This window comes from Cerasibacillus sp., assembly GCF_036516575.1.
Taxonomy (GTDB): Bacteria; Bacillota; Bacilli; order Bacillales; family Amphibacillaceae; genus Cerasibacillus.
Map to the genome: position 1 here is coordinate 16,188 of NZ_DATBTY010000034.1, position 23,884 is coordinate 40,071.

The 23,884-nt window shown below is 39.1% G+C and carries 25 protein-coding genes; all 25 read left to right on the top strand.

Annotation, left to right across the window (positions count from 1 at the left end):
* Positions 1-112 precede the first annotated feature (112 nt).
* The 25 genes from fba to VIG73_RS05945 all read left to right on the top strand — a co-directional run bounded on the left by fba (position 113) and on the right by VIG73_RS05945 (position 23,869).
* Entirely contained in the window at positions 113-976 is an 864-nt protein-coding gene (fba, locus tag VIG73_RS05825; RefSeq protein ID WP_331639912.1) for a class II fructose-1,6-bisphosphate aldolase, read from the top strand.
* A 15-nt stretch (positions 977-991) separates the two neighbouring features.
* Positions 992-1,633, top strand: a complete 642-nt coding sequence (gene fsa / locus VIG73_RS05830) for a fructose-6-phosphate aldolase (RefSeq protein ID WP_331639914.1) — start codon at positions 992-994, stop codon at positions 1,631-1,633.
* A gap of 103 nt (positions 1,634-1,736) precedes the next feature.
* Complete coding sequence (locus VIG73_RS05835; RefSeq protein WP_331639916.1) at positions 1,737-3,026, top strand: UDP-N-acetylglucosamine 1-carboxyvinyltransferase; 1,290 nt, start codon at positions 1,737-1,739, stop codon at positions 3,024-3,026.
* A 63-nt stretch (positions 3,027-3,089) separates the two neighbouring features.
* The gene (gene glpX, locus VIG73_RS05840; protein ID WP_331639919.1) at positions 3,090-4,058 is read left to right on the top strand and encodes a class II fructose-bisphosphatase; all 969 of its coding nucleotides are present in this window, start codon (positions 3,090-3,092) and stop codon (positions 4,056-4,058) included.
* 1,022 nt (positions 4,059-5,080) lie between these two features.
* Positions 5,081-6,355 carry a transcription termination factor Rho gene (gene rho, locus VIG73_RS05845; RefSeq protein ID WP_331639921.1) on the top strand — a complete coding sequence of 425 codons (1,275 nt, stop codon included), beginning with the start codon at positions 5,081-5,083 and terminating at the stop codon, positions 6,353-6,355.
* Between the two features lie 159 nt (positions 6,356-6,514).
* Positions 6,515-6,760, top strand: a complete 246-nt coding sequence (locus VIG73_RS05850) for a type B 50S ribosomal protein L31 (RefSeq protein ID WP_146938453.1) — start codon at positions 6,515-6,517, stop codon at positions 6,758-6,760.
* A gap of 101 nt (positions 6,761-6,861) precedes the next feature.
* On the top strand, positions 6,862-7,446 hold the full coding sequence (locus VIG73_RS05855) for a thymidine kinase (RefSeq protein ID WP_331639924.1): 585 nt from the start codon (positions 6,862-6,864) through the stop codon (positions 7,444-7,446).
* A gap of 403 nt (positions 7,447-7,849) precedes the next feature.
* Entirely contained in the window at positions 7,850-8,923 is a 1,074-nt protein-coding gene (gene prfA / locus VIG73_RS05860; RefSeq protein ID WP_331639926.1) for a peptide chain release factor 1, read from the top strand.
* Between the two features lie 22 nt (positions 8,924-8,945).
* Positions 8,946-9,797, top strand: coding sequence for a peptide chain release factor N(5)-glutamine methyltransferase (gene prmC / locus VIG73_RS05865; protein WP_331639928.1), 852 nt, complete (start codon positions 8,946-8,948; stop codon positions 9,795-9,797).
* 134 nt (positions 9,798-9,931) lie between these two features.
* A complete protein-coding gene (gene spoIIR, locus VIG73_RS05870; RefSeq protein ID WP_414648374.1) occupies positions 9,932-10,525 on the top strand; it encodes a stage II sporulation protein R in 594 nt (197 codons plus the stop codon).
* A gap of 54 nt (positions 10,526-10,579) precedes the next feature.
* On the top strand, positions 10,580-10,987 hold the full coding sequence (locus VIG73_RS05875; RefSeq protein WP_331639932.1) for a hypothetical protein: 408 nt from the start codon (positions 10,580-10,582) through the stop codon (positions 10,985-10,987).
* Between the two features lie 249 nt (positions 10,988-11,236).
* Positions 11,237-12,262, top strand: coding sequence for an L-threonylcarbamoyladenylate synthase (locus VIG73_RS05880; RefSeq protein WP_331640013.1), 1,026 nt, complete (start codon positions 11,237-11,239; stop codon positions 12,260-12,262).
* Positions 12,263-12,320: 58 nt separating this feature from the next.
* On the top strand, positions 12,321-12,890 hold the full coding sequence (locus tag VIG73_RS05885) for a manganese efflux pump MntP family protein (protein ID WP_331639934.1): 570 nt from the start codon (positions 12,321-12,323) through the stop codon (positions 12,888-12,890).
* 72 nt (positions 12,891-12,962) lie between these two features.
* Positions 12,963-13,586 carry a low molecular weight protein arginine phosphatase gene (locus tag VIG73_RS05890; RefSeq protein ID WP_331639936.1) on the top strand — a complete coding sequence of 208 codons (624 nt, stop codon included), beginning with the start codon at positions 12,963-12,965 and terminating at the stop codon, positions 13,584-13,586.
* Positions 13,576-14,880: a methyl-accepting chemotaxis protein gene (locus tag VIG73_RS05895; RefSeq protein WP_331639938.1), complete on the top strand. Its 1,305-nt coding sequence runs from the start codon at positions 13,576-13,578 to the stop codon at positions 14,878-14,880. Before VIG73_RS05890 ends, VIG73_RS05895 begins: the two co-directional genes overlap by 11 nt.
* Positions 14,881-15,025: 145 nt before the next feature.
* Complete coding sequence (rpiB, locus tag VIG73_RS05900) at positions 15,026-15,469, top strand: ribose 5-phosphate isomerase B (RefSeq protein WP_331639940.1); 444 nt, start codon at positions 15,026-15,028, stop codon at positions 15,467-15,469.
* A gap of 26 nt (positions 15,470-15,495) precedes the next feature.
* Entirely contained in the window at positions 15,496-16,032 is a 537-nt protein-coding gene (locus tag VIG73_RS05905) for a TIGR01440 family protein (RefSeq protein WP_331639942.1), read from the top strand.
* A gap of 57 nt (positions 16,033-16,089) precedes the next feature.
* Positions 16,090-17,325 (top strand): serine hydroxymethyltransferase, encoded by a 1,236-nt coding sequence (gene glyA / locus VIG73_RS05910; RefSeq protein WP_331639944.1) that lies wholly within the window; start codon positions 16,090-16,092, stop codon positions 17,323-17,325.
* 309 nt (positions 17,326-17,634) lie between these two features.
* A complete protein-coding gene (upp, locus tag VIG73_RS05915) occupies positions 17,635-18,264 on the top strand; it encodes a uracil phosphoribosyltransferase (protein ID WP_331639946.1) in 630 nt (209 codons plus the stop codon).
* 235 nt (positions 18,265-18,499) lie between these two features.
* Positions 18,500-20,680, top strand: coding sequence for a S8 family serine peptidase (locus VIG73_RS05920; RefSeq protein ID WP_331639948.1), 2,181 nt, complete (start codon positions 18,500-18,502; stop codon positions 20,678-20,680).
* Positions 20,681-21,158: 478 nt separating this feature from the next.
* Positions 21,159-21,542, top strand: a complete 384-nt coding sequence (locus VIG73_RS05925; protein ID WP_331639950.1) for an ATP synthase subunit I — start codon at positions 21,159-21,161, stop codon at positions 21,540-21,542.
* A gap of 57 nt (positions 21,543-21,599) precedes the next feature.
* Positions 21,600-22,328, top strand: a complete 729-nt coding sequence (atpB, locus tag VIG73_RS05930; protein ID WP_331639952.1) for a F0F1 ATP synthase subunit A — start codon at positions 21,600-21,602, stop codon at positions 22,326-22,328.
* A 115-nt stretch (positions 22,329-22,443) separates the two neighbouring features.
* Positions 22,444-22,656: a F0F1 ATP synthase subunit C gene (gene atpE, locus VIG73_RS05935; protein ID WP_331639954.1), complete on the top strand. Its 213-nt coding sequence runs from the start codon at positions 22,444-22,446 to the stop codon at positions 22,654-22,656.
* Between the two features lie 146 nt (positions 22,657-22,802).
* Positions 22,803-23,327, top strand: coding sequence for a F0F1 ATP synthase subunit B (atpF, locus tag VIG73_RS05940; protein WP_331639956.1), 525 nt, complete (start codon positions 22,803-22,805; stop codon positions 23,325-23,327).
* On the top strand, positions 23,324-23,869 hold the full coding sequence (locus tag VIG73_RS05945) for a F0F1 ATP synthase subunit delta (protein WP_331639958.1): 546 nt from the start codon (positions 23,324-23,326) through the stop codon (positions 23,867-23,869). The genes atpF and VIG73_RS05945 overlap by 4 nt, the downstream gene beginning before the upstream one ends.
* The last annotated feature ends 15 nt before the right edge of the window (positions 23,870-23,884 follow it).

The window sequence follows — 23,884 nt, forward strand, 5'->3', positions numbered from 1 at the left end:
CGATAATGTTTGCTACTTATTCGCTGAGTTGGTATTCTATAATTAACGTGTATACATTGATACACGAGGTTTATATTATTTAGAAGTAAAAAGAAAAGGGAGGATTTTCATCATGACATTAGTTTCGATGAAAGAAATGCTTGAAAAGGCAAAAGCAAATGGTTATGCAGTTGGTCAATTCAATTTAAATAACTTAGAGTATGGGCAAGCCATTTTGCAAGCTGCTGAAGAAGAAAAATCTCCAGTCATCATCGGAGTATCAGAAGGAGCAGCACGCTATATGGGTGGTTATAAAGTTGCGGTAGCAATGATTAAATCATTAATGGAAGAATACGGTACAACCGTACCAGTCGCTATTCATTTAGACCACGGTTCAAGCTTTCAAGAATGTGCAAAAGCGATTCATGCAGGATTTACTTCTGTGATGATCGATGCATCCGCCCAACCTTTAGAAGACAATATTGCCGTTACGAAGAAAGTCGTTGAATTAGCTCATTTACACGGTGTTTCTGTTGAAGCGGAATTGGGTCGTGTTGGTGGACAGGAAGATGACTTAATTGTAGAAGATGCTGAAGCGATGTATGCGATTCCTTCTGAGTGTGAACAACTTGTACGAGAGACAGGTGTCGATTGTTTTGCGCCAGCATTAGGCTCTGTACATGGACCATATAAAGGAGAACCGAATTTAGGTTTCGACCGTATGGAGGAAGTCATGCATTTAACAGGCGTACCTCTTGTATTACACGGTGGAACAGGTATCCCGACGAAAGATATCGAACGTGCTATTTCTCTTGGAACAGCTAAAATCAATGTCAATACAGAAAACCAAATTGCCCAAGCGAATAAGGTCCGTGAAGTCCTAGCTGAAAAACCAGAACTTTATGACCCACGTAAATATCTAGGTCCTTCCCGTGACGTTATTAAAGAAACTGTCATTGGCAAAATGCGTGAATTCGGTTCTTCAAATAAAGCGTAATGAAGAGGGATAAGAATGAAATTTTTTATTGATACCGCGAATATGGAAGACATTCGACGTGCGAATACACTCGGTGTTCTCTCGGGTGTAACGACAAATCCAAGCCTAGTTGCCAAAGAAGGCGTCTCATTCCACGATCGGCTCAAAGAAATAACAGAAGAAGTATCAGGTTCTGTGAGTGCTGAAGTTATTAAAGAAGATGCTGACGGGATGATTAAAGAAGGTAAAGAGCTCGCACAGATTGCACCAAATATTACGGTGAAAATCCCGATGACCCTTGAAGGATTAAAAGCAGTTAAAGCACTAACACAACTTGGGATTAAAACAAATGTGACCTTGATTTTTAATGCGAATCAAGCATTGCTTGCTGCACGAGCAGGAGCGACATATGTGTCACCATTTTTGGGTCGCCTAGATGATATTGGGCACACGGGGATGACACTTGTTAAGACTATTGCGGATATATTTGACCGGCACAAGATTGAGACAGAAATCATTGCCGCATCGATTAGACATCCATTGCATGTAACAGAAGCAGCACTCAATGGAGCGCATATCGCAACCGTGCCATACAAAGTGCTTGAACAGTTAGTTAAGCATCCACTAACAGACCAGGGTATTGAGAAGTTTTTGCAAGACTGGAAACAAATGAAATAAAAATACTTATCATTTTTGCTCGGTTGGAACATACTATAGATAAATCACATAAGAAATTACTGTGAATTATGGACGCTATTCATAATAAAGTGGGGTTTTATAAATGCAAAAAATGCTCATTGAAGGTGGCCACAAGCTAAACGGAAACGTTCGAATTAGCGGCGCTAAAAATAGTGCTGTTGCGCTTTTGCCCGCAGCGATATTAGCTGACTCTGAAGTTGTATTAGAAGGCTTACCGATTATTTCTGATGTTGGTATACTGGCAGACTTATTGGAAGAAATTGGTGGTACAGTGACCTGGGATGGTGATCGAACAGTACATATTCACCCAGAGCGCATGATATCAATGCCCTTACCTAATGGTAAAGTGAAGAAACTTCGCGCTTCTTATTACTTCATGGGTGCCATGTTAGGTAAATTCAAGCAATCTGTCATTGGGCTTCCAGGTGGCTGTCATCTCGGTCCACGTCCAATCGACCAACATATTAAAGGGTTTGAAGCATTAGGGGCTGAAGTAACGAATGAACAAGGCGCGATCTACCTTCGAGCTAAAGAGCTGGTTGGGGCACGTATTTATTTGGATGTGGTTAGTGTAGGAGCGACGATTAATATTATGTTAGCTGCCGTTAAAGCTAAAGGCACAACCATTATCGAAAATGCTGCGAAAGAACCAGAAATAATTGATGTCGCAACATTACTCACTAATATGGGAGCTAAAATAAAAGGAGTCGGTACCGATATTATTCGGATTGAAGGTGTATCTACATTAAATGGCTGTCGTCACACCATTATTCCCGACCGAATTGAAGCCGGAACATATGCTATCGCAGCAGCTGGTGCGGGACGTGAAGTCATTATCGATAATGTCATTCCACAGCACCTCGAATCATTGCTTGCGAAATTACGTGAGATGGATGTAACGGTTGAACAGAGTGATGAGCAACTATATATCGCCCCGAAAAAAATCCTAAAAAGCGTCGATATTAAAACATTGGTTTATCCAGGGTTTCCAACCGATTTACAACAACCGTTTACGTCTCTATTAACACAAGCAACTGGTACTGCTGTTGTGACCGATACGATTTATAGTGCACGAACAAAACATATCGATGAATTACGGCGAATGAATGCAATGATTAAGACAGAAGGTGGCTCAGCTATTGTAACAGGTCCAGTGCAATTAGAGGCAGCACGCGTGAAAGCATCTGATTTACGTGCTGGTGCGGCTCTTGTGATTGCAGGTCTCATGGCAAAAGGAGTAACAGAAGTCACTGGTCTAGACCATATTGATCGTGGTTATGAACACATGACTGATAAATTATTAAAACTAGGTGCCAATGTTTGGCGAGAAGACTTAACCAGTGAAGAAAAAACGCAACTCCACAACACTTAAGTCTCACCTTTTTTAAATACCAGCTTGGGATGAGGGTATTTGTTAATAAAGGAGAGGAAATGAATGGAAAGAAGTTTAACAATGGAATTAGTCCGCGTGACGGAAGCTGCGGCACTCGCCTCTGCGCGTTGGATGGGTAGAGGTAAAAAAGAAGAAGCAGATGATGCCGCAACAACAGCGATGCGCACCGTTTTCGATACCATTCCAATGGACGGCACCGTCGTTATTGGAGAAGGTGAGATGGATGAAGCACCTATGCTTTATATTGGTGAGAAACTTGGCATGGGTGGAGGCCCAGTTGTCGATGTCGCGGTTGATCCATTAGAAGGAACGAGTATTGTAGCGAATGGAACATGGAATGCACTCGCTGTTATTGCCATGGCAGATCGTGGAAACCTATTACATGCACCAGACATGTATATGAAGAAGATTGCTGTTGGTCCAGAAGCAGTCGGTAAAATCGATATTAATGCTTCTGTGTACGATAATTTGCAAGCCGTAGCTAAAGCGAAAAACAAAGCGATTGAAGATATTGTTGCCGTCGTATTAGATCGCCCGCGCCATGCTGATTTAATCAAAGAAATCCGTCAAGCAGGTGCTCGTATTAAGCTTATTCCTGATGGTGATGTTGCCGGTGCTGTTAACACCGCCTTCGATCATACAGGTGTTGATATTCTACTTGGGACAGGTGGCGCACCGGAGGGCGTTTTAGCAGCTGTTGCCTTAAAATGTTTAGGCGGTGAGATTCAAGGTCAACTCGTACCTTCAAATGAAGAAGAAAGAAAACGTTGTAAACAAATGGGTATTGAAGATTTAAATAAAGTATTTTATATGGAAGACTTTTGTAGCGGAGACGATGCCATTTTTGCTGCTTCAGGTGTAACAGATGGTGAATTATTGAAAGGCGTTCAATATAAAGGTCAAACTGCTACAACGCAAACGGTTGTTATGCGAGCAAAGAGTGGAACAGTTCGTTTTATTGATGGTAAACATAGTTTAAAGAAAAAACCAAACCTCGTGTTAAAACCATAAATATAAAGAAAGGGGATGTCTAGTAAGGCATTCTCTTTTTCTTTTCATTGTGCGAACAAAGCATCACATTGGAATCCCGATATAACTTTTCACCCAAGATGATCATGGCGAGACACCGAGTTAGATGTTCAATACAGCCTCTCGCGGGGGAAAAACGCGACGAGGCACCGCGTTGAGGCTTCAATACAGCCTCTCGTGTGGATGAAACGCGACGAGACACCGAGTTGAGGCCTCAATACAGCCTCTCGCAGTGGAAGAACGGGATGAGACACCGCATTGATGCTTCAATACAGCCTCTCGTGTGGATGAAACGCGACGAGACACCGCATTGGGACTTCAATACAGCCTCTCGCAGTGGAAAAACGCGACGAGACACCGCATTGATGCTTCAATACAGCCTCTCGCCGGGGAAAAACACAACGAGACACCGCATTGGGACTTCAATACAGCCTCTCGCCGGAGAAAAACGCGACGAGGCACCGCGTTGAGGCTTCAATACAGCCTCTCGCAGTGGAAAAACGCGACGAGACACCGCATTGATGCTTCAATACAGCCTCTCGCCGGAGAAAAACGGGACGAGACACCGCATTGGATGTTCAATACAGCCTCTCGCCGGAGAAAAACACAACGAGAGACCGCATTGAATCTTCAATACGCCCTCTTCCATTTATTGTTCATCGTTTTTATGCAATTCTAGCGATACATAGACATGTGTCCTTCATTAGACTATAATAGTAAAGAGAACATTTTCGCAAAATTTTTTAAAAAGATATTGCTTCTCAAATCAAAACAGAGTAAGATTAAGATTGTTATCTAGATAACAATCCCTATCAAAAATCAAACATCGTATCTACTTCTCCAGTTCTAATTAATAGAGTAATCCAAAAAATAATTACATATAGAAAAGATGTGAAATAGAAAAGTAACGACTATGAGTACATACCAAAAACTTCAACTCTAGCTTCAAACAAATTTCCGTCTCATTCGTAAGTCATAATAAATGTTATAGGTGTGGTGATTGAATGTCATTAACAATTGGACAATTAGAAGAGCTAACATTGAAAGAAATCTACACGTTAGCAAGAGAGTATAAAATTTCATATTATGCAAAGTTAACAAAGAAGGAACTTATTTTTGCTATTTTAAAAGCCCAAGCAGAAAAAGACGGCTACTCATTTATGGACGGAATTTTGGAAATAATACCATCTGAAGGATTTGGATTTTTACGACCGATTAATTATTCGCCAAGTGCTGAAGATATCTATATATCAGCATCGCAAATTCGTCGTTTTGATTTAAGAAATGGGGACAAAGTATCCGGAAAAGTCCGCCCACCGAAGGAAAATGAACGCTATTTTGGTTTATTACATGTTGATGCTGTTAATGGGGATGACCCAGAAGCGGCGAAAGAACGAGTTCACTTTCCTGCTTTAACAGCACTTTATCCAAATCGTTTTATGCAATTAGAAACGACTACAAATCAATTATCGACTAGAATTATCGATCTAATGACACCAGTTGGGTTTGGTCAACGTGGCTTAATCGTTGCACCACCAAAAGCTGGCAAGACAATCTTACTTAAACAAATCGCTAATAGTATATCTGTGAATCACCCAGAAGCTAAACTCATTATTCTATTAGTAGACGAACGCCCGGAAGAAGTCACTGATATTGAACGATCTGTTCACCCAGATGTCGATGTCGTCAGTTCAACATTTGACGAACTACCAGAGAACCATATTAAAGTATCAGAGCTTGTTTTAGAACGAGCGATGCGATTAGTTGAACATAAAAAAGATGTTATTGTTCTGATGGATAGTATTACACGACTAGCACGTGCATACAATCTAGTCATACCGCCAAGCGGCCGTACTTTATCAGGTGGAATTGACCCAGCAGCATTCCACCGTCCGAAGCGATTTTTTGGAGCGGCAAGAAATATTGAAGAAGGTGGTAGCTTTACTATCTTAGCAACCGCTTTAGTTGATACAGGCTCACGTATGGATGATGTGATTTATGAAGAATTTAAAGGAACCGGGAATATGGAGCTACATCTTGATCGTCATCTAGCAGAAAGAAGAATTTTCCCTGCGATTGATATTTTACGTTCCGGCACGAGAAAAGAAGAATTACTCGTTGACAAGTCTCATTTAGAGAAAATGTGGGCCATCCGTAAAACGATGCAAGATTCGCAAGACTTCCTCGAACGTTTCCTTCGTCGTCTAAAAGCTACTAAATCCAATGAAGAGTTTTTAGAAAGAATGGAAGAAGAGATGAAACGCCGTAAGATGAAATAATCAATTGCTAAAAAATATTTTTTACAATCTATCTATTGCATTAAGAACGACACATTGGTATAATCTTAACGTGAGTTTAGAAAAGGTGTGCGAACCTAAAGAGGCTCTTTACAATAACTCTGTTTCCAAAGGATTCAGGGCAAAAAGGAGTGGAAAGACATGAAGAAAGGTATTCATCCGGAATATAGAAAAGTTGTATTTCTTGATACAAGCTCGGATTTTAAATTCTTGAGTGGTTCAACAAAAACTTCTGACGAAACAATTGAGTGGGAAGATGGAAATACGTATCCACTTATTCGTGTGGAAATCAGCTCAGCTTCACACCCGTTTTACACAGGTAAGCAAAAAGCTGATAAAGCCGGTGGACGTATTGATCGCTTCAAGAAAAAATATAATCTTAAGTAAGCAAAATAAATAAAAACAGGCAAACCCACTGTCGCTTGCCTGTTTTTTTTACGTGTATTATCTGTTTACTGTCCGCTAACTGGTGAAAGGAGATACCCAGTATGTACGTTATGCAACAAAATGGTTGGGTTGAAGTGATTTGTGGAAGCATGTTTTCAGGAAAATCTGAAGAATTGATTCGTCGTATACGACGAGCGAAATATGGAAAGCAATCAGTCATCGTATTTAAACCTGCCATTGATGATCGCTATTCGGAGGAGCATATCGTTTCTCATAATGGAACATCTTTTACGGCATATCCCATTAGCCAATCAATGGAAATTCTTGACATTGCTACTAGCGAAATTGATGTTGTCGGTATAGATGAAGCCCAGTTTTTTGATGAGAAAATCACTAAAGTCGCTGATCAATTAGCTAAGCGAGGGATTCGTGTCATCGTGGCAGGCTTAGATACGGATTTCCGTGGCGAACCATTCGGGCAAATGCCAAAACTGATGGCGTTAGCAGAATCGGTCACAAAGCTCAATGCTATCTGTCCCGTATGCGGTTCACCAGCTAGTCGTACACAGCGCTTAATTGACGGCAAGCCTGCATCGTATCATGACCCTGTCATCATGGTTGGTGCGTCAGAATCATATGAACCAAGATGCCGTCACCACCATGAAGTCCCGAATACGCCTGAATAAAATAAAATACGCACTTGTGACAACATATAATTAGAATCCACGCCCCAACACGACGGGGCTTTTTTAATTAATTATGACTAAGGGTTATCATAGAATATAACACGACTGCCGCGTTCAATGCGACGTAACCTCGTTTCTCATTCATCAGAAAAGGGCTCATTTTATCCCTAATGCAATCCAATCTCGCTTCTCGTTCATCCAATAAGGTTTCATTGAGCCTCCGGTACGATATAATCTCCTCAAGATTCTTCCGATTAGCTAGCGTTAAAATTAATCATCATAGGAATGGCATCTTATTTATTTCAAAAAAGCACAATTTCTTAAGAAACGCCATTCCGACTTTGACCAGACGCTATTGGATATACTATAATTATACTGTTAAGCATAGTGAGGTGAACAAAACATGTTAGAACGATTACAGTCGATTGAAGACCGTTATCATACATTAAATGAAAAATTAAGTGACCCAGAAGTCATCAATAATCCAAATAAGCTTCGTGAATATTCAAAGGAACAATCCGATCTTCAAGAGGTTGTCCAAGTGTATCGTCAGTACAAAACGGTCATTGAAGAATTGAAAGATGCTAAATCAATGATAGAGGACGATCTTGACGAAGAAATGCAAGAAATGGTTAAAATGGAAGTAGAAGAATTATCCGAACAAGAAACACAATTAGCAGAACAGCTGAAGATTCTCCTCTTACCAAAAGACCCGAACGATGACAAAAACGTCATCATGGAAATTCGTGGCGCTGCTGGTGGGGATGAAGCAGCATTATTTGCTGGTGATTTATACCGGATGTATTCACGCTTCGCCGAAAGCCAAGGTTGGAAAACGGAAGTGATTGAATCCCATTCGACAGGAGTTGGCGGTTATAAAGAAATCATTTTCATGATCCATGGGAAAGGCGCTTATTCCAAGCTAAAATATGAAAATGGTGCACACCGTGTCCAACGTGTTCCAGAAACAGAATCTGGCGGACGAATCCATACATCAACAGCGACGGTTGCTGTTTTACCAGAAGCGGAAGATGTCGAAGTTGATATTCATGAAAAGGATATCCGAGTCGACACTTTCGCATCAAGTGGACCAGGTGGCCAAAGTGTTAACACGACGATGTCTGCTGTTCGATTAACACATACTCCAACAGGGATTGTCGTCTCCTGTCAAGACGAAAAATCACAAATTAAAAACAAAGAAAAAGCAATGAAAGTTCTCCGCGCACGTGTATACGATAAATTCCAGCAAGAAGCACAAGCTGAGTATGACGAAACACGTAAATCAGCCGTTGGAACCGGTGACCGTTCAGAGCGGATTCGGACGTATAATTTTCCACAAAGCCGTGTCACAGATCATCGCATCGGCTTAACATTACAAAAGCTCGAGCAAATTTTAGAAGGAAAATTAGATGAAATTATCGAAGCATTACTTGTTGAGGACCAAACGAAACGTCTTGAAGAAATAGGAAGTAAATGATATAACGAAAACGGTGGAATGTATGAAAAACAATGCTAAACAATATGAAGTCCTCAAATGGGCTTCTCTTTTTTTAAAAGAACATCAGCGCGAACCATATGTAGCAGAGATCTTATTACAACATTATTTAAATATATCACGTGCCCAATTCCTAGCGAATATGCGAGACATAATTCCCGTAGCAATCTTCGAGAAATATAAACAGGCCATCTATCGACATGCGAAAACGGGTATCCCAGTCCAGCATATCATCGGAAAGACTTTTTTTTACGGACGGGAATTTCATGTGACAAAAGATGTTCTCATTCCCCGTATGGAAACAGAAGAACTTGTACAATGCGTTCTGAAAAAAACACAAACTGAAGAATCGCTAACGATTGTTGATCTCGGTACGGGAAGTGGTGTCATTGCGATAACACTCGCATTAGAGTCGCCACATCAAATCTTTGCTACTGATTTATCAGACAAAGCACTCGAAATCGCTCAAAGAAATGCTGCATCATTAGAAGCAACTATTCATTTTTATCAGGGGGATTTTTTACAACCGATAATTGATCAAGATATCTGTCCGGATGTTATCGTTTCAAATCCACCCTATATCGCCCGAAAAGATGCATCATATTTATCAGACACGGTAAAAGACTTTGATCCCGCTTTAGCATTATTTGCTGATCACGACGGCTTAAAAGCATACGAAACAATTGTTCACCAAATAACCAAATTAAACAATCATCCAAAGCAATTATTTTTTGAAATCGGCTATAATCAAGGCGAAGCCGTCGCTAAGATTATCCGCCAATCATTTCCAATCGCACAAGTATCTGTCCATCAAGATATAAACGGAAAAGACCGAATCATCCATGCCCAACTTTGAACGACTCACCACTTAACGCACTAAAGAGTTTGAAGTGAGAGTCTTCCATTAATCATAAATTATTTAAAAATACTAGTTTAAAAGATTCATCTCTTGCCCATAATGTAAACAAATCAATTTTAAAGGGGTCCAAGATGATGCGAAATAAACTAGTATTTTTTGTCTTTATTATTGTCTTTTTAATATTTAGCCACCCTGGCGTAGGTGAAGGGAATCCGTCAGAACCATTAATCATTCCAGATGAAGCGATTCGTTTAAGGATATTGGCTAATAGTGATACACCATTTGACCAAGAAATAAAATTGCATATTCGTGATGAAGTTAACGAGCAAATTTCAACTTGGGTTGAACATTTAACTGATCTTGAAGCAGCAAGACAACTCATTTCTAATAATATAGATGCCATTGAGCAAACAATAGAAAACACTTTAAGACAATACAATGTCACATATGATTTTCAAGTTTCTTACCAGGAAAAGGTCTTATTTCCCGATAAAACATATGGTAACATACATTATCCTGCTGGTGAGTATGAAGCAGTGCTTATTACTCTTGGCTCTGGGGAAGGTAAAAATTGGTGGTGTGTCTTATTTCCGCCGCTTTGTTTTCTTGATTTTGCTACTGAAGTTGAAGCAGCAACAGAGCCTTTAGATGAAGCGGAGACAGAAGATGAAGAAGTTGAAGTCAAATTCTTCCTTTTGGATTGGCTAGTTAATCTATTTGAATAGCATAAACACATTTCTTCTATCATATGTTTAAGTAATATGAAAGGAGAGAGTCTGATGAAACTAGCAAAAGCCCATACTGTTCAAGGCCCTTTACTAGAATCTTTTATCAAAACAGCTACATCCTTGGATAAAGGTCATTTAATTAAAGAGGGTTATGTCATTCAAACAAACGATTGTATTAAAGGATGTTTTATTTTAACACAAGTTTCAGATGAAGACTATTGGCTAAAACAGTTATTTATTCATCCAGAAATGACACGAAATCTACCAATCTTACTTGAAACAATTATCATGATGACGCGAGAGTTAAATGGAAGGAAACTATATATTCACAGTCATCAAGTCCTATTAGATATCATTTTAGATGCCTTATATTTTGAAAAAACGCGTGATATACCATCTGCACTTGAAAACATTCAAAAGCAGTCTGGGAAATGGTGGCATTATTGCACAATTTCTTAACAGAATTTCCAGACTTATTCACAATATCCACAAACACATGTGAACAACCTGTGTAAAACGTTTATTTCATGTTAATAAATTGTAAAAAACATGTTTATCCATTGAGTTTTTCCACAAAAACAGCTATAACTGTGGACAACTCAATCAAAAACTGTGCATAACATGTTGATGACCAATAAATTGTTAAAAAAATAGCGAAATTTACTCGTTTCTTCTAAAATAGAATAGAGAAAAGAGGTAACAGATATGATGAAGACAATTTATTGGCATGTAACGGAAGATGATGAACAACAGATTGAAGCAATCCGAGAGGCGGCACAATTATTAATAGAAGGCCATACAGTCGCATTTCCAACTGAAACTGTCTATGGACTAGGTGCTGATGCAACAAATGAACATGCCGTCAGGAAAATTTTCCAAGCAAAAGGACGGCCACAAGATAATCCGCTCATCGCCCATGTCGCGACAAAAAAACAACTTGTGGATATTGTGGATAACTATAAACCGTATGTGGATAAATTAATTGATGTATTTTCACCAGGTCCGATTACGTATATTTTACCGAGCAATGATACATGTGCAATCAATGTGACAGCAGGACTCGATACGGTCGGTGTACGGATACCTGATCATCCGGTAGCTTTACAGTTATTGCAAGAAGCTAATGTGCCGGTTGCAGCACCAAGTGCTAATTTATCAGGAAAACCGAGTCCAACAACAGCTAAACACGTCTGGGATGATTTAAATGGTAAAATTGCAGGTATTGTTGATGGTGGATTGACTGGTGTGGGCGTTGAATCAACTGTGGTTGATTGTACACAGGATATACCGGTCATTTTAAGACCGGGTGGTATTTCACAGGAAGAGCTTGAGCAAGTTGTCGGTCCTGTCAACGTCGATCCCGCCCTTAAAGATAAACAGAGTAAACCAAAAGCACCCGGAATGAAATATAAACACTATACACCAGAAGTTCCTCTCTTGCTAATTGACGGTCCGATTGAAAAATTAAATGAAATCGTAGCCCAAGCCCAACAAGAAGGACATCGAGTTGCCGTATTAATTAAAAATGACGATATCGATAAGATTCAGGTCGATCAATATTACCCACTTGGGACTAGCTTACAAGATATCGCCAAACATTTATATGACGCACTACGCTCCTTTAAAAGGGAGGATACAGACATTATCATCTGTCAGACAGTCCCAGAAACTGGAATCGGGCAAGCAATCATGAATCGGCTAAAAAAAGCAGCACACAAAATCATCTCGCCCTAATCATAAACCCCCTTATTCAGACATATAGTGTACAAGCATATCTGAAGGGGGTTTTCTTGTGCCTGTCAATCTGTTATCAGAGATTGGTTCATTCTTGTTCATCGCTATTGCACTTGGGATGGACGCTTTTTCTATTAGCCTTATTCTTGGCATTCAAAACATACGGCTCAAAACAGCACTCCTATTATCAATATTAATTGGTACTTGTCATATGATTTTACCAGCCATTGGAATTGTATTAGGGCAAGCCCTGTTAAACAATATCGGACATGTAACAACTATTCTAAGTGGCTTATTATTATTTGGTATCGGAATACATATGTTTATAGGCGCATTTTCGTCTTATGAGAGGAAAGCCTTTCAACTAGCTGGATTTGGCTTTATCCTGTTAGCCTTATCTGTTAGTATTGATAGTTTTTCAGTTGGGTTAAGCTTTGGCATGTCAGGCATTCACTCCTTTATAATGATACTCTTATTTGGCTTCGTAAGTAGTTTTCTCACTTTACTTGGTCTTCTCATAGGTAGAAAAATAAGCGGCATGCTCTCAACCTATAGTGAGTTATTAGGTGGTAGTATTTTAATGATTTTTGGGCTCACTATCATATTTAGCTCACTCATGACCCGATAAATCTCATCAGCAGTTCAACGAATAATATGGTATATTAATCATAAGACTTTAGAATCATATTGAGGTGTGAAAATGAAGATATTATTCGTATGTACCGGTAATACATGTCGCAGTCCGATGGCGGAAGCACTATTAAAAACTAAACTCCCTGATGTTGACGTAAAATCTGCCGGTGTTTTTGCCAATCAAGGTGAACGAATTAGTACAAATGCAATTAAAGCCCTCGAAGAACGACAAATTGAATCAAAACATTACTCTCAACCCGTGACACCACGTTTATTACAATGGGCAGATCTTGTATTAGCTATGACAACCGGACATAAACAAACATTAATCATGCAGTATCCGAATTTTCAAGAAAAATACTACACACTTAAAGAATATGTTTCACAAGCCGATAAAGAGATATGGGATCAATTAAAGCAAACATATGCTCAATTTGAATTGAAACGTTCAAAGTATATTAAGGAAAATGAACATAAATTAGATTATCATGTTCTTGAACAGAATCTTGCTCAATTGCTGCAAAAAGAATTACACGAAATTAGAGAACTTGAACAAAATCTAATTAGCTATGATATTTCAGATCCCTTCGGAGGCCATTTATCTGTCTACCAAGCGACACTAGAAGAATTAGAAGAACAGATTGATTTACTCGTACAAAAAATACAAACAGGGGATGCTTATGAAAAGTAAAAAAACATACCGGTTTAGTCTACGTGTAAAACTCATGTTGTTTACGACTATTTTAGCGATCATTACGTATTCGACAAGTGCTTTTTTCTTGTATTATGTGTATGAACTGATCGTTAATAAATGGCAATGGTTTCATATGTCATTTGAATTATTTACTATTATTACATTACTACTCGGAATTATCTGGTCAGGTATTTTAGCTTATGTAGCGGGGCGTTTTATTACAAAACCATTGGAAGATTTAGAAGAAGTTGCCACAGAAGCAGCTAATGGTAATTTAAAGCAGTCCGTACATATTCCCAAGTCAGATGATGAAATCCGTGCATTAAGCCTTGCTTTTGAAGCGATGTTAAATAACTTACGTGAAATGGTACATAATATTGATGATAATTTTAAGCAGACGAACCAGACAGTCATTCAAATGAAACAAGCATCCGATCAAGTAAGTATGAGCTCAAATATGATTAGTCAATCGACAGATGATATTTCAACAGGTGCGATCACATCTTCAGAAGCCATTCAACAAACAGTTGAAGCGATTGAACATGCGACAACACTAGCACAACAAGTACAAGAACAAGCCGCATCATCTCAAGAAAAATCTGTCATTATGTTAGATATTTTGGAAAGTAGTATGGCAGCGGTGAACCACCTCATTACCGGTACACAAAACTTGGCAACAAGCCAAGAAGCCGCTCTCAAAGATGTTGACCAATTAAAAGATCATGCCTATCAAGTTGAATCGATTATTACGATGGTTGGTGAAATTGCTGAACAGACAAATCTTTTAGCGTTAAATGCATCGATTGAAGCGGCTAGAGCCGGTGAACATGGAAAAGGCTTTGCGGTAGTAGCTGAAGAAATTCGCAAGCTCGCTGATCAAAGTGCACAAGCCGCACATCGTATTTCAAATCTCATTCAGGCTATCCAGATAGATATCAATCATGTTGTTAAACAAATGAATGAACAAGTCACGGCAACAACTGAAGAAGCTACAAAAGGTATACATGCCAACGAAAAGATAGCTGACATGTCTCGTTCTGTCGGAGAAATGGCTGGCGATATCACACGTATTTCAGAGCTTGTTGATGAACAACTAGAAGCGATTCAAGCAACGGCTTCACAATCTGAAGAAGTAGCCGCCATTGCAGAACAAACGACAGCAGGAACAGAGGAAGTAAATGCTGCTGTTCATGAACAAGCAACAACAATTGATGAAGTAGAAGAACTAGCTAATGAACTTGAGATACAAGCCGAAAATTTAAAAAAACAAATTCAACAATTTACTGTGTAAGCCCTTTATCTGGAAAGGAAATAGACCTTTCCAGATTTTTATTTTTTTGATTGGAAATTGTATGCTAGAATAGCCTATAATAAAAATGAAACGTGTTATTGAACAGAATATTTATTTTAGCCTTAAAAGAAAAGGAGTGAAAATCGTGAAGGTTATTATTTCAGGTGATCACGCTGGTATGACACTTCGTAATGAAGTGAAAAGCTTGCTAGATGAAATGAATATTGAATATGAAGACATCGGTTGTAGCTGTAAAACATCTGTAGACTATCCGGATTATGCCCTCCCTGCTGCCGAAAGAGTTGCAAATGGAGAGTTTGACCGTGGCATTTTAATTTGTGGAACCGGAATAGGTATGTCAATCTCAGCTAATAAAGTAAAAGGCATTCGTTGTGCACTTGTTCATGATGTGTACTCAGCTAAAGCAACACGTCAACATAATGATTCCAACATTTTAGCAATGGGAGAGCGTGTCATTGGTCCGGCATTGGCCCGCGAAATTGCTAAAACATGGATTGAAACCGAATTTGAAGGTGGTCGTCACGAACGTCGTGTTGGTAAAATCTCAGCCTATGAAGAAGGACAGTAATCCATTTTAAAAGCAGGTGATTGGTTATGGAACAGTTGCAAAATGAATTGGAAAACATTGTTCATGAGTGGGAAGAGAGTGGCATTTTAAAGAAAGACGATTTACTCGTTATCGGCTGCTCTACGAGTGAAGTAGCCGGTGAAAAAATTGGTACAGCAGGTAGTGAAGCGATTGCGGAAGAGATTTTTAAGGCAATGCAAACATTACAAGAAAAGACTGGCGTCCAACTCATTTTTCAATGTTGTGAGCATTTAAACCGCGCACTTGTCGTTGAGAAAGAAACAATGCATGTGTACAATCTTGAACAAGTTACCGTTATACCGACACGTGATGCGGGCGGTGCGATGGCTGCTTATGCTTATAAACATTTTAAAGATCCCGTAGTCGTTGAGACGGTCGAAGCACATGCCGCTATGGATATCGGTGACACACTAATCGGGATGCATTTAAAGCGAGTGGCTGTCCCAGTTCGCTTTAAGCAACAAACACTTGGTAAAGCACGGGTGAATATCGCTAAAACACGACCGAAACTAATTGGTGGTGTCCGTGCATGCTATGAATGACCTAAGAAAAAAAGCACGATTTTTTATTATACATACATCCGACAGGGAGGAACAATGATGGAACACGTAAAGCAAACAGATATCGAATTATACGAAGCCATTCAATTAGAAAAGAAACGCCAACAGGAGAATATTGAATTAATCGCATCAGAAAACTTTGTCTCTGAATCAGTGATGGAAGCGATGGGTTCTGTCTTAACGAATAAATATGCAGAAGGTTATCCAGGTCGCCGTTACTACGGTGGTTGTGAATACGTTGATATTGCAGAGAACTTAGCAAGAGATCGTGCTAAACAGCTGTTTGATGCTGAACATGTTAACGTTCAACCACACTCAGGTGCTCAAGCAAATATGGCTGTTTATTTCACAGTTTTAGAACAAGGCGATACGGTCCTTGGGATGAACTTAAGTCATGGCGGTCATTTGACACACGGAAGCCCAGTTAACTTCAGTGGAAAACTGTACAATTTCGTTGATTATGGTGTCGATAAAGAAACAGAACAACTTGATTATGATGCTATTTTAGCGAAGGCAAAAGAAGTCAAACCGAAATTAATTGTTGCTGGAGCAAGTGCTTATCCACGTCAAATTGATTTTGCTAAATTCCGTGAAATCGCGGATGAAGTCGGTGCTTATCTTTTAGTTGATATGGCTCATATTGCTGGATTAGTCGCATCTGGACTTCATCAAAACCCTGTAAAATATGCTGATTTTGTTACAACAACAACGCATAAAACATTACGTGGCCCACGTGGTGGTATGATATTATGTAAAGAGAAATACGCTAAACAAATTGATAAAACCGTATTTCCAGGGATGCAAGGTGGCCCATTAATGCATGTTATTGCTGCAAAAGCGACATCATTTAAAGAAGCACTATCTGATGAGTTCAAAGCATACTCTAAACAAATTATTAAAAACGCTAAAGTTCTCGGTGAAGCCCTTGTTGAAGAAGGCATTCGCATCGTATCTGGTGGTACCGACAACCATCTTTTATTATTGGATGTTACACCACTGAATTTAACTGGAAAAGTAGCAGAAGAAGTGCTTGATGAAGTCGGTATTACTACGAATAAAAATACCATTCCATTTGATACAGAAAGCCCATTTGTCACTAGCGGTGTCCGTATTGGAACGCCAGCTGTTACAACGCGTGGCTTTAAAGAAGAAGAAATGAAAGAGATTGCATCAATTATGGCGCTTGCTCTTAAAAATTATGAAAACGAAGCGGTTTTAGAAGAAGCAAAAGCTCGTGTAAAAGCATTAACAGATAAATTCCCATTATATGCTTAATAATCGAAACAGGTGGAGAATAAGTGGATTCTCTTCACCTGTTTTTTCCATCTGGAATGATATTGGAAAAGGATTTGGCTTCATGGGTTGATAATAATAGCATTTTATGATTGACGATCAAACCTTGGATCCACCGAACATATTGAGGCTCCAATCCGATTTGATCCATACAGTCCGTGTGCAAAAGGATTCATTTAAAGATTCAATGGCAATTCCTACTAACACTAAAAAAGGGAGTCCACTTGAATCTAAGTGAGTTTTTCTGTAAAATTTAAGGGATGTAAAAAAACAAAAAGGAGTGCAACGCATATGGGAACATTACACGTACTTGATCATCCGTTAATACAACATAAATTAACGTATATTAGAGATAAAAATACCGGCACAAAGGATTTTCGTGAACTTGTCAATGAGGTTGCCATGCTTATGGCTTTTGAAATTACAAGAAACCTGCCTCTCGCCGAAACGACAGTTGAAACACCAGTCAAAACAGCAAAAGCAAAAGTACTAGCTGGTAAAAAAATTGGTCTCATTCCAATTTTACGTGCAGGTCTTGGCATGGTTGATGGTATGGTTCGCCTTATACCAGCCGCTAAAGTAGGTCATGTCGGCTTATATCGCGATCCGAAAACATTAGAACCAGTAGAATATTACATAAAACTACCATCTGATATATCAGAACGCGAATTAATCGTTATTGATCCGATGCTTGCTACAGGTGGCTCCGCAGCTGATGCGATTCACTCCTTGAAAAAACGTGGAGCAAAGCAGATCCGTCTTATGTGCATCGTCGGTGCTCCAGAAGGTGTCAAGAAAATCCAAGAAGAGCATCCAGATGTTGACATCTATCTAGCTGCATTAGACGAAGGGTTAAATGAAGAAGCCTATATTGTTCCAGGTCTTGGTGATGCTGGAGACCGCTTGTTTGGTACAAAATAATAATGCTTTATGGAGCTGTCCAATTTGTCTTTATATGACAATTGGACGCTCTTTTTTGTTGTTTAAAATTTTTTTGCTTTTATCTAATGGAGATGTTCGACGCTCTATAACTCCGTGCCTAATCGCCGACTTGTATACCATAGAAACCTCAAATAGCTTTTCGTATGTTTTACCTTTTTTTTCAAACACTATAACAAGCAGTCATATACAAGTTATTTTAAAAGGAGCGGTTGACATGTTTCGTCTTATTCCGATTATATTTGTATTAGGAACCATATTAAATATTCCAAATGACAAGAGTGAGCAACCAATACAAAATGAAGAACAAGCAATTATAATAGAAACGAATGGCGAACCGAGTGAACATAAAGAGTATATCGAAACATACTATCCAGCGATTGAAGTCGTCCATGTTTATGAGCAAATTTTTAATGGGCTTGCTTTAAAAGGACGCCCCGATAAACTTCAAGCTATTGGTGAGCTTGATTTTGTTCATAGTATTCACCCGGTGAAGACATATCAGTTGTCCCCGGATGTGAAAGAAAATCCTGTATTTACAAATGAAGACAACATGAAGAATCACACATCATACACGGGAAAGGGAATAAAAGTCGCGGTCATAGATACAGGGGTTGATTATGAACATCCTGATTTACAAACTAATTATAAAGGTGGTTATGATCTCGTTGATTTAGATTCAGATCCTATGGAAACGAAAGTATCTGAAGGGATGCCGACATCACATGGGACACATGTTGCTGGCATTATCGGTGCCAATGGTTACATAAAAGGCGTGGCACCAGAGGTAGAACTATATGCGTACCGAGCACTTGGCCCAGGAGGGGTTGGCACATCGATTCAAGTCATTGCAGCGATTGAACATGCTGTCAAAGATGATGTCGATATTATTAATTTGTCATTAGGTAATACAGTGAATGGTCCAGATTATCCAACGAGTCAAGCTGTCAATAAAGCGGTTGAGTTAGGGAAGCTCGTTGTTATTGCTAATGGCAACAGTGGACCACAACAGTGGACAGTTGGTGCACCAGCGACAGCTTCAAAAGCGATAGCTGTCGGAGCCTATCAACCAGCTACACAAATTTCTTATCTCTACCATTGGAAAGAAGAAACAACAATCCCACTTCATTTACTTTTAAGTTCTGTCCCATGGGATTTAACCAAAGCTTACCCTGTTGTCTACACAACCTTACAAGAAAAAACGTCACTTCACGGGAAAATAGCTCTCATTCCAAGAGGGGAGCGCCCCTTTTATGAATTAGCGAGAGAAGCAGAACAAAACGGTGCGGTTGCAGTGCTCTTTTATAACAATGAATCAGGACAGTTTCGCGGCTCCTTACAAGGAGAGAAGCGAATCAACATTCCAGTTGCAGCACTATCACAGCAAATGGGTCATTGGCTAAAGGAAAACATCGCAACCGAATATACATGGCTAGAAACGAAATATCAGTCATATGCCGAGCAAATGACATCATTTAGTTCCCGTGGACCTGTGACGGTTAGTTGGGGGATTAAACCAAATATCGTCGCACCGGGAAAGGATATTATCAGTACGGTACCAGGTGGATATGCAGCTTTTGATGGAACAAGCATGGCTGCACCATATATCGCCGGTCTTCTCGCATTGATGAAGCAAGCACATCCGAACTGGACAAATGAACAAATTCAACATGCTCTACTTTCAAATGCTAGACCACTAACATCACACCATAAACAATTTTTAAAGCCAAGCTTACAAGGAACGGGACTTGCACAAATTGAACAAGCTATAAATGCCAAGACGATTATTCATAATCCTTATCTAACTTTTGGGAAAACAGATAGCCCGACTTTTCGTAAACAACAAACGATAACGATTGAAAATATGACCAACCAACCACAAACCTATTCATTTAACATCCCGGAAAAAGAACGAGGGATACGATGGCAACTCCCACGTACTTTCACTCTGCAAGGAAGAGAAAAAAAACATGTGACATTAGAGTTAGATATTCAATCCATGCTCGCTGCGGAAGGAATCCATGAAGGCTTTTTACAGCTTCATGAAGGAGAGGAAATATATCATCTTCCGTACACCTTTATCCATAAAACAGCTGATTATCCGAAGACAAGTGGTTTTGAATTTACACTGAAACCATTTGACCCTGAAACATTTGTCTATCGGCTATATGTCACGGCAGAGGAGATTGAACAAATTGATATTACATTATATGAGGCAGATAGTTTGTTATATAAACAGCATCTATTAACAATTAATCCAGTTAAACAAGGGATTCATGAAGGGCAAATTAACCGTCGACAGATTCAGGAACCTGGTTTATATCGTGCATTAATCACGCTTCGTTTGGCTGATGGAACATATGAGAACAGCGAAACAGAGGTTTACATCACACCTTAGCAGGTTAAACTGATGGTGAGAAGCGATATCCACAATGAATTTTCTGATATTATGGGGAAACTTGGCTAATTTCAACAAAAACGTTCACAAAAATGTTACAATTAGCGCGAAGGATAAATATTATAATGGAGTGTAGGTGCTTTATCATAGATTTTGATTTTGCTTGAATTAAGCTAGCTAACAAATGTTTACATTAACCTCTCATTTTCTACAATTTTTCCATAAAAAAGATAAGGAAAATAACCATACATAGAGCGATTTGACAGGGTTTTAACCCCTTGTTAAAAAAATCACGATAATTGTAGGATACTAATTGACAACGAGGTTTCCCTAATGTAAACTTGCTTAGTGTGGAACGCTGAAGGTTTCGTGATAGCATGCGATAACAGTCTTCTTTAATGAAGATAAATCAGCAGTTTGTATTTAATTGAAGTAACAACTATGTAGCTACCGATGAATAATTGAGGAGTAGAGTAATATGACGGAATATAGAAAGATGGTCATACGACAACGAAAATGGATGCTCTACCTCTTAGCTGTCATTGTACTAGGGGCTGGTTTCAGTCCTTACCCCAGATTTTTCAGTGGACTCGTATTAGGTACCGCGTTTAGTTTCTATCATTTATGGTTACTCCATCGAAATATGGAACGCTTCGGTGCTATGATTATCCATCAAGGGAAGAGAGCTGGTACGGGGACGTTTATCCGATTAGGAGGGGCTGCATTAGCTGCGTTAATCGCACTTCGCTTTGAAGAGCATTTTCATATTATCGGTGTTGCGATCGGACTATGTACAGCATATGTCATAATCTTCATAGATCTTGCTGTCCATCACCTTAAGGAAGAGAGTCGTTCGAGATAATCCCCTGAATATGAAAATATTCTTCTCTCAAGCTATAATTTTGCCTGAAAAGAGGTGATGAATGTGGAAACAAAAGCACCAATCGTAGAGAATGTGTTTGGTATTTCCTGGCTTTCCTTTAACCTATCAAATGTGTTAATGATTACCCTTGTTTCAATTATCATTTTCATTCTTTGTGTCGCAGCAACGAGAAATTTAAAAATGAAACCAACTGGCGCACAAAATATCATGGAATGGTACGTTGACTTCATTAAAGGATTAATCGGTGACACGATGGATTGGAAAACCGGAAAAACCTTCCTACCACTTGGTCTAACGCTCTTTTTATTCATCTTATTTAGTAACGTGATTGGGATGGTAACAGTCGTCATTGTTGATGACTACTCCTGGTGGGGTTCTCCAACAGCAGATGCTGGTGTCACGTTAGCACTAGCCATGATGGTTGTCTTGTTATCTCATTTCTATGGCATTAAACTTCGGGGTGGTAAAGAGTATGGTAAGAAATTTTTTGAACCTGTCTTCTTTATGTTTCCGTTTAAAGTCATTGAAGAGTTTACGAACACGTTAACACTTGGTTTACGTTTGTTTGGTAACATGTTTGCTGGTGGAATGTTAACAGCACTTATTATTGGGATCGGAGCGAAAAGTATTGGTGGAGCTTTAGCGGCTGGTATACCAATGCTCATTTGGTCAGGATACAGTTTATTTATTGCCGGAATTCAGGCGTTTATTTTCACAATGTTAACGATGCTTTATATCTCACACAAAGTGGAAGCAAGTCACTAAGAATCGTTTGATTTACGAAACCTTTTTTAAAATCTGTGTTTTAACTTTAAGAAATAACATTTTTCTTAATGTAAAATAAAAAATTTTATGTAAATATAAAAGGAGGAACTTTAGAATGGGAGCTTTAGCAGCAGCAATTGCTATTGGTTTAGCAGCATTAGGAGCAGGACTTGGTATTGGATTAGTTGGTGGAAGAACAGTTGAAGGGATTGCACGTCAACCAGAATTACGTGGACCGTTAACAATTACAATGTTAATGGCGATCGCACTAGTTGAGGCTATTCCTATCATGGCTGTAGTTATTGCATTCATGGTACAAGGCCGATAATATTCGTTTTACTTAAAAATTTATATGGCGGGGTTCGTTTCCGAATGAATCTTCGCCATTACTTTATGTACGACTACAATTCAGATGATTCATTTAAATATCTTAATCGAAAGATCGTATGTTAGATATTGAAAGGAGTGAATTCTGTGCATTTTTACAGTGACTTTTTGACATTGGGAGCTGTCGGAGGCCTTAGAGCAGGTGACATGATTTTCACGCTCATATTCTTCATTATCTTAATTGCTTTACTTAAAAAGTTTGCATGGGGTCCATTAATGGAAACAATGGAGAAACGTGAAGAATATGTTAAAAACGAAATTGAAATGGCTGAAAAAAGCCGACGTGAAGCAGAAACTGCCTCGAAAGAAGCAGCAGCCCAATTAAGACAAATGAAAGAAGAAGCACAAAAGATTGTTGACGAAGCTCGCAATACGGCAAAACAAGAAGAGCAGAAGATTATCGAGGTTGCACGACAAGAAGCAAGCCGTCTCAAAGAAGCTGCTGAAGCAGATATTCAAAATGAGAAGGAAAAAGCAATTCAAGCCTTACAAGACCAAGTTGCCTCATTATCCGTTCTTATTGCTAGCAAAGTGATTGAGAAGGAAATCAGTGCACAGGATCAGGAACAATTGATCAATGAATATATTAAAGAGGTAGGAGAAGAGCGATGAGTGAAGCTGTAGTTGCTAATCGATATGCAGATGCTCTCTTTCAATTTGGGACTGAAAAAAATATATTAGATCAATTAGTTGATCAATTCCGTACTGTAAAAGAAGTTTTAATAACAAATCAATCATTCCGACTTGTATTGGAACACCCACAAATTTCTCGAGAAAAGAAGCAACAACTTGTTGAAACAGTGTTCCAAGGGATGGATTCGCATGTTATTCACACAATGAAGTTACTTGTTGAAAGAAAACGTGTCGCCATCATTGGACATATGGTTGAACGTTTAGAACAACTCGTTAATGATGCAAAAGGAGTCGCAGTTGCACATGTCTATTCGGTTCGTCAACTAACTGATGCCGAACTTCAAAGCATGGCACAGGCAATCGCAAAACGTTTTCAAAAACAAGAAGTGAAAATTAATAATATTGTCGACCCAACGATTATTGGCGGCTTAAAAGTCCGCGTTGGCAATACAATTATAGACGGTTCAGTAAGTGGCAAATTAGAGCGACTTGAGCGCCAATTTGCAACTCAGAACAATTGAAGATAGGGGTGAAAT

Excerpts from the sequence above, each read along its gene's own strand:
- fba (WP_331639912.1), top strand. The coding sequence starts at position 113 with ATGACATTAGTTTCGATGAAAGAAATGCTTGAAAAGGCAAAAGCAAAT.
- fsa (WP_331639914.1), top strand. The coding sequence starts at position 992 with ATGAAATTTTTTATTGATACCGCGAATATGGAAGACATTCGACGTGCG.
- VIG73_RS05835 (WP_331639916.1), top strand. The coding sequence starts at position 1,737 with ATGCAAAAAATGCTCATTGAAGGTGGCCACAAGCTAAACGGAAACGTT.
- glpX (WP_331639919.1), top strand. The coding sequence starts at position 3,090 with ATGGAAAGAAGTTTAACAATGGAATTAGTCCGCGTGACGGAAGCTGCG.
- rho (WP_331639921.1), top strand. The coding sequence starts at position 5,081 with ATGTCATTAACAATTGGACAATTAGAAGAGCTAACATTGAAAGAAATC.
- VIG73_RS05850 (WP_146938453.1), top strand. The coding sequence starts at position 6,515 with ATGAAGAAAGGTATTCATCCGGAATATAGAAAAGTTGTATTTCTTGAT.
- VIG73_RS05855 (WP_331639924.1), top strand. The coding sequence starts at position 6,862 with ATGTACGTTATGCAACAAAATGGTTGGGTTGAAGTGATTTGTGGAAGC.
- prfA (WP_331639926.1), top strand. The coding sequence starts at position 7,850 with ATGTTAGAACGATTACAGTCGATTGAAGACCGTTATCATACATTAAAT.
- prmC (WP_331639928.1), top strand. The coding sequence starts at position 8,946 with ATGAAAAACAATGCTAAACAATATGAAGTCCTCAAATGGGCTTCTCTT.
- spoIIR (WP_414648374.1), top strand. The coding sequence starts at position 9,932 with ATGATGCGAAATAAACTAGTATTTTTTGTCTTTATTATTGTCTTTTTA.
- VIG73_RS05875 (WP_331639932.1), top strand. The coding sequence starts at position 10,580 with ATGAAACTAGCAAAAGCCCATACTGTTCAAGGCCCTTTACTAGAATCT.
- VIG73_RS05880 (WP_331640013.1), top strand. The coding sequence starts at position 11,237 with ATGAAGACAATTTATTGGCATGTAACGGAAGATGATGAACAACAGATT.
- VIG73_RS05890 (WP_331639936.1), top strand. The coding sequence starts at position 12,963 with ATGAAGATATTATTCGTATGTACCGGTAATACATGTCGCAGTCCGATG.
- VIG73_RS05895 (WP_331639938.1), top strand. The coding sequence starts at position 13,576 with ATGAAAAGTAAAAAAACATACCGGTTTAGTCTACGTGTAAAACTCATG.
- VIG73_RS05905 (WP_331639942.1), top strand. The coding sequence starts at position 15,496 with ATGGAACAGTTGCAAAATGAATTGGAAAACATTGTTCATGAGTGGGAA.
- glyA (WP_331639944.1), top strand. The coding sequence starts at position 16,090 with ATGGAACACGTAAAGCAAACAGATATCGAATTATACGAAGCCATTCAA.
- upp (WP_331639946.1), top strand. The coding sequence starts at position 17,635 with ATGGGAACATTACACGTACTTGATCATCCGTTAATACAACATAAATTA.
- VIG73_RS05920 (WP_331639948.1), top strand. The coding sequence starts at position 18,500 with ATGTTTCGTCTTATTCCGATTATATTTGTATTAGGAACCATATTAAAT.
- VIG73_RS05925 (WP_331639950.1), top strand. The coding sequence starts at position 21,159 with ATGACGGAATATAGAAAGATGGTCATACGACAACGAAAATGGATGCTC.
- atpB (WP_331639952.1), top strand. The coding sequence starts at position 21,600 with ATGAATGTGGAAACAAAAGCACCAATCGTAGAGAATGTGTTTGGTATT.
- atpE (WP_331639954.1), top strand. The coding sequence starts at position 22,444 with ATGGGAGCTTTAGCAGCAGCAATTGCTATTGGTTTAGCAGCATTAGGA.
- VIG73_RS05945 (WP_331639958.1), top strand. The coding sequence starts at position 23,324 with ATGAGTGAAGCTGTAGTTGCTAATCGATATGCAGATGCTCTCTTTCAA.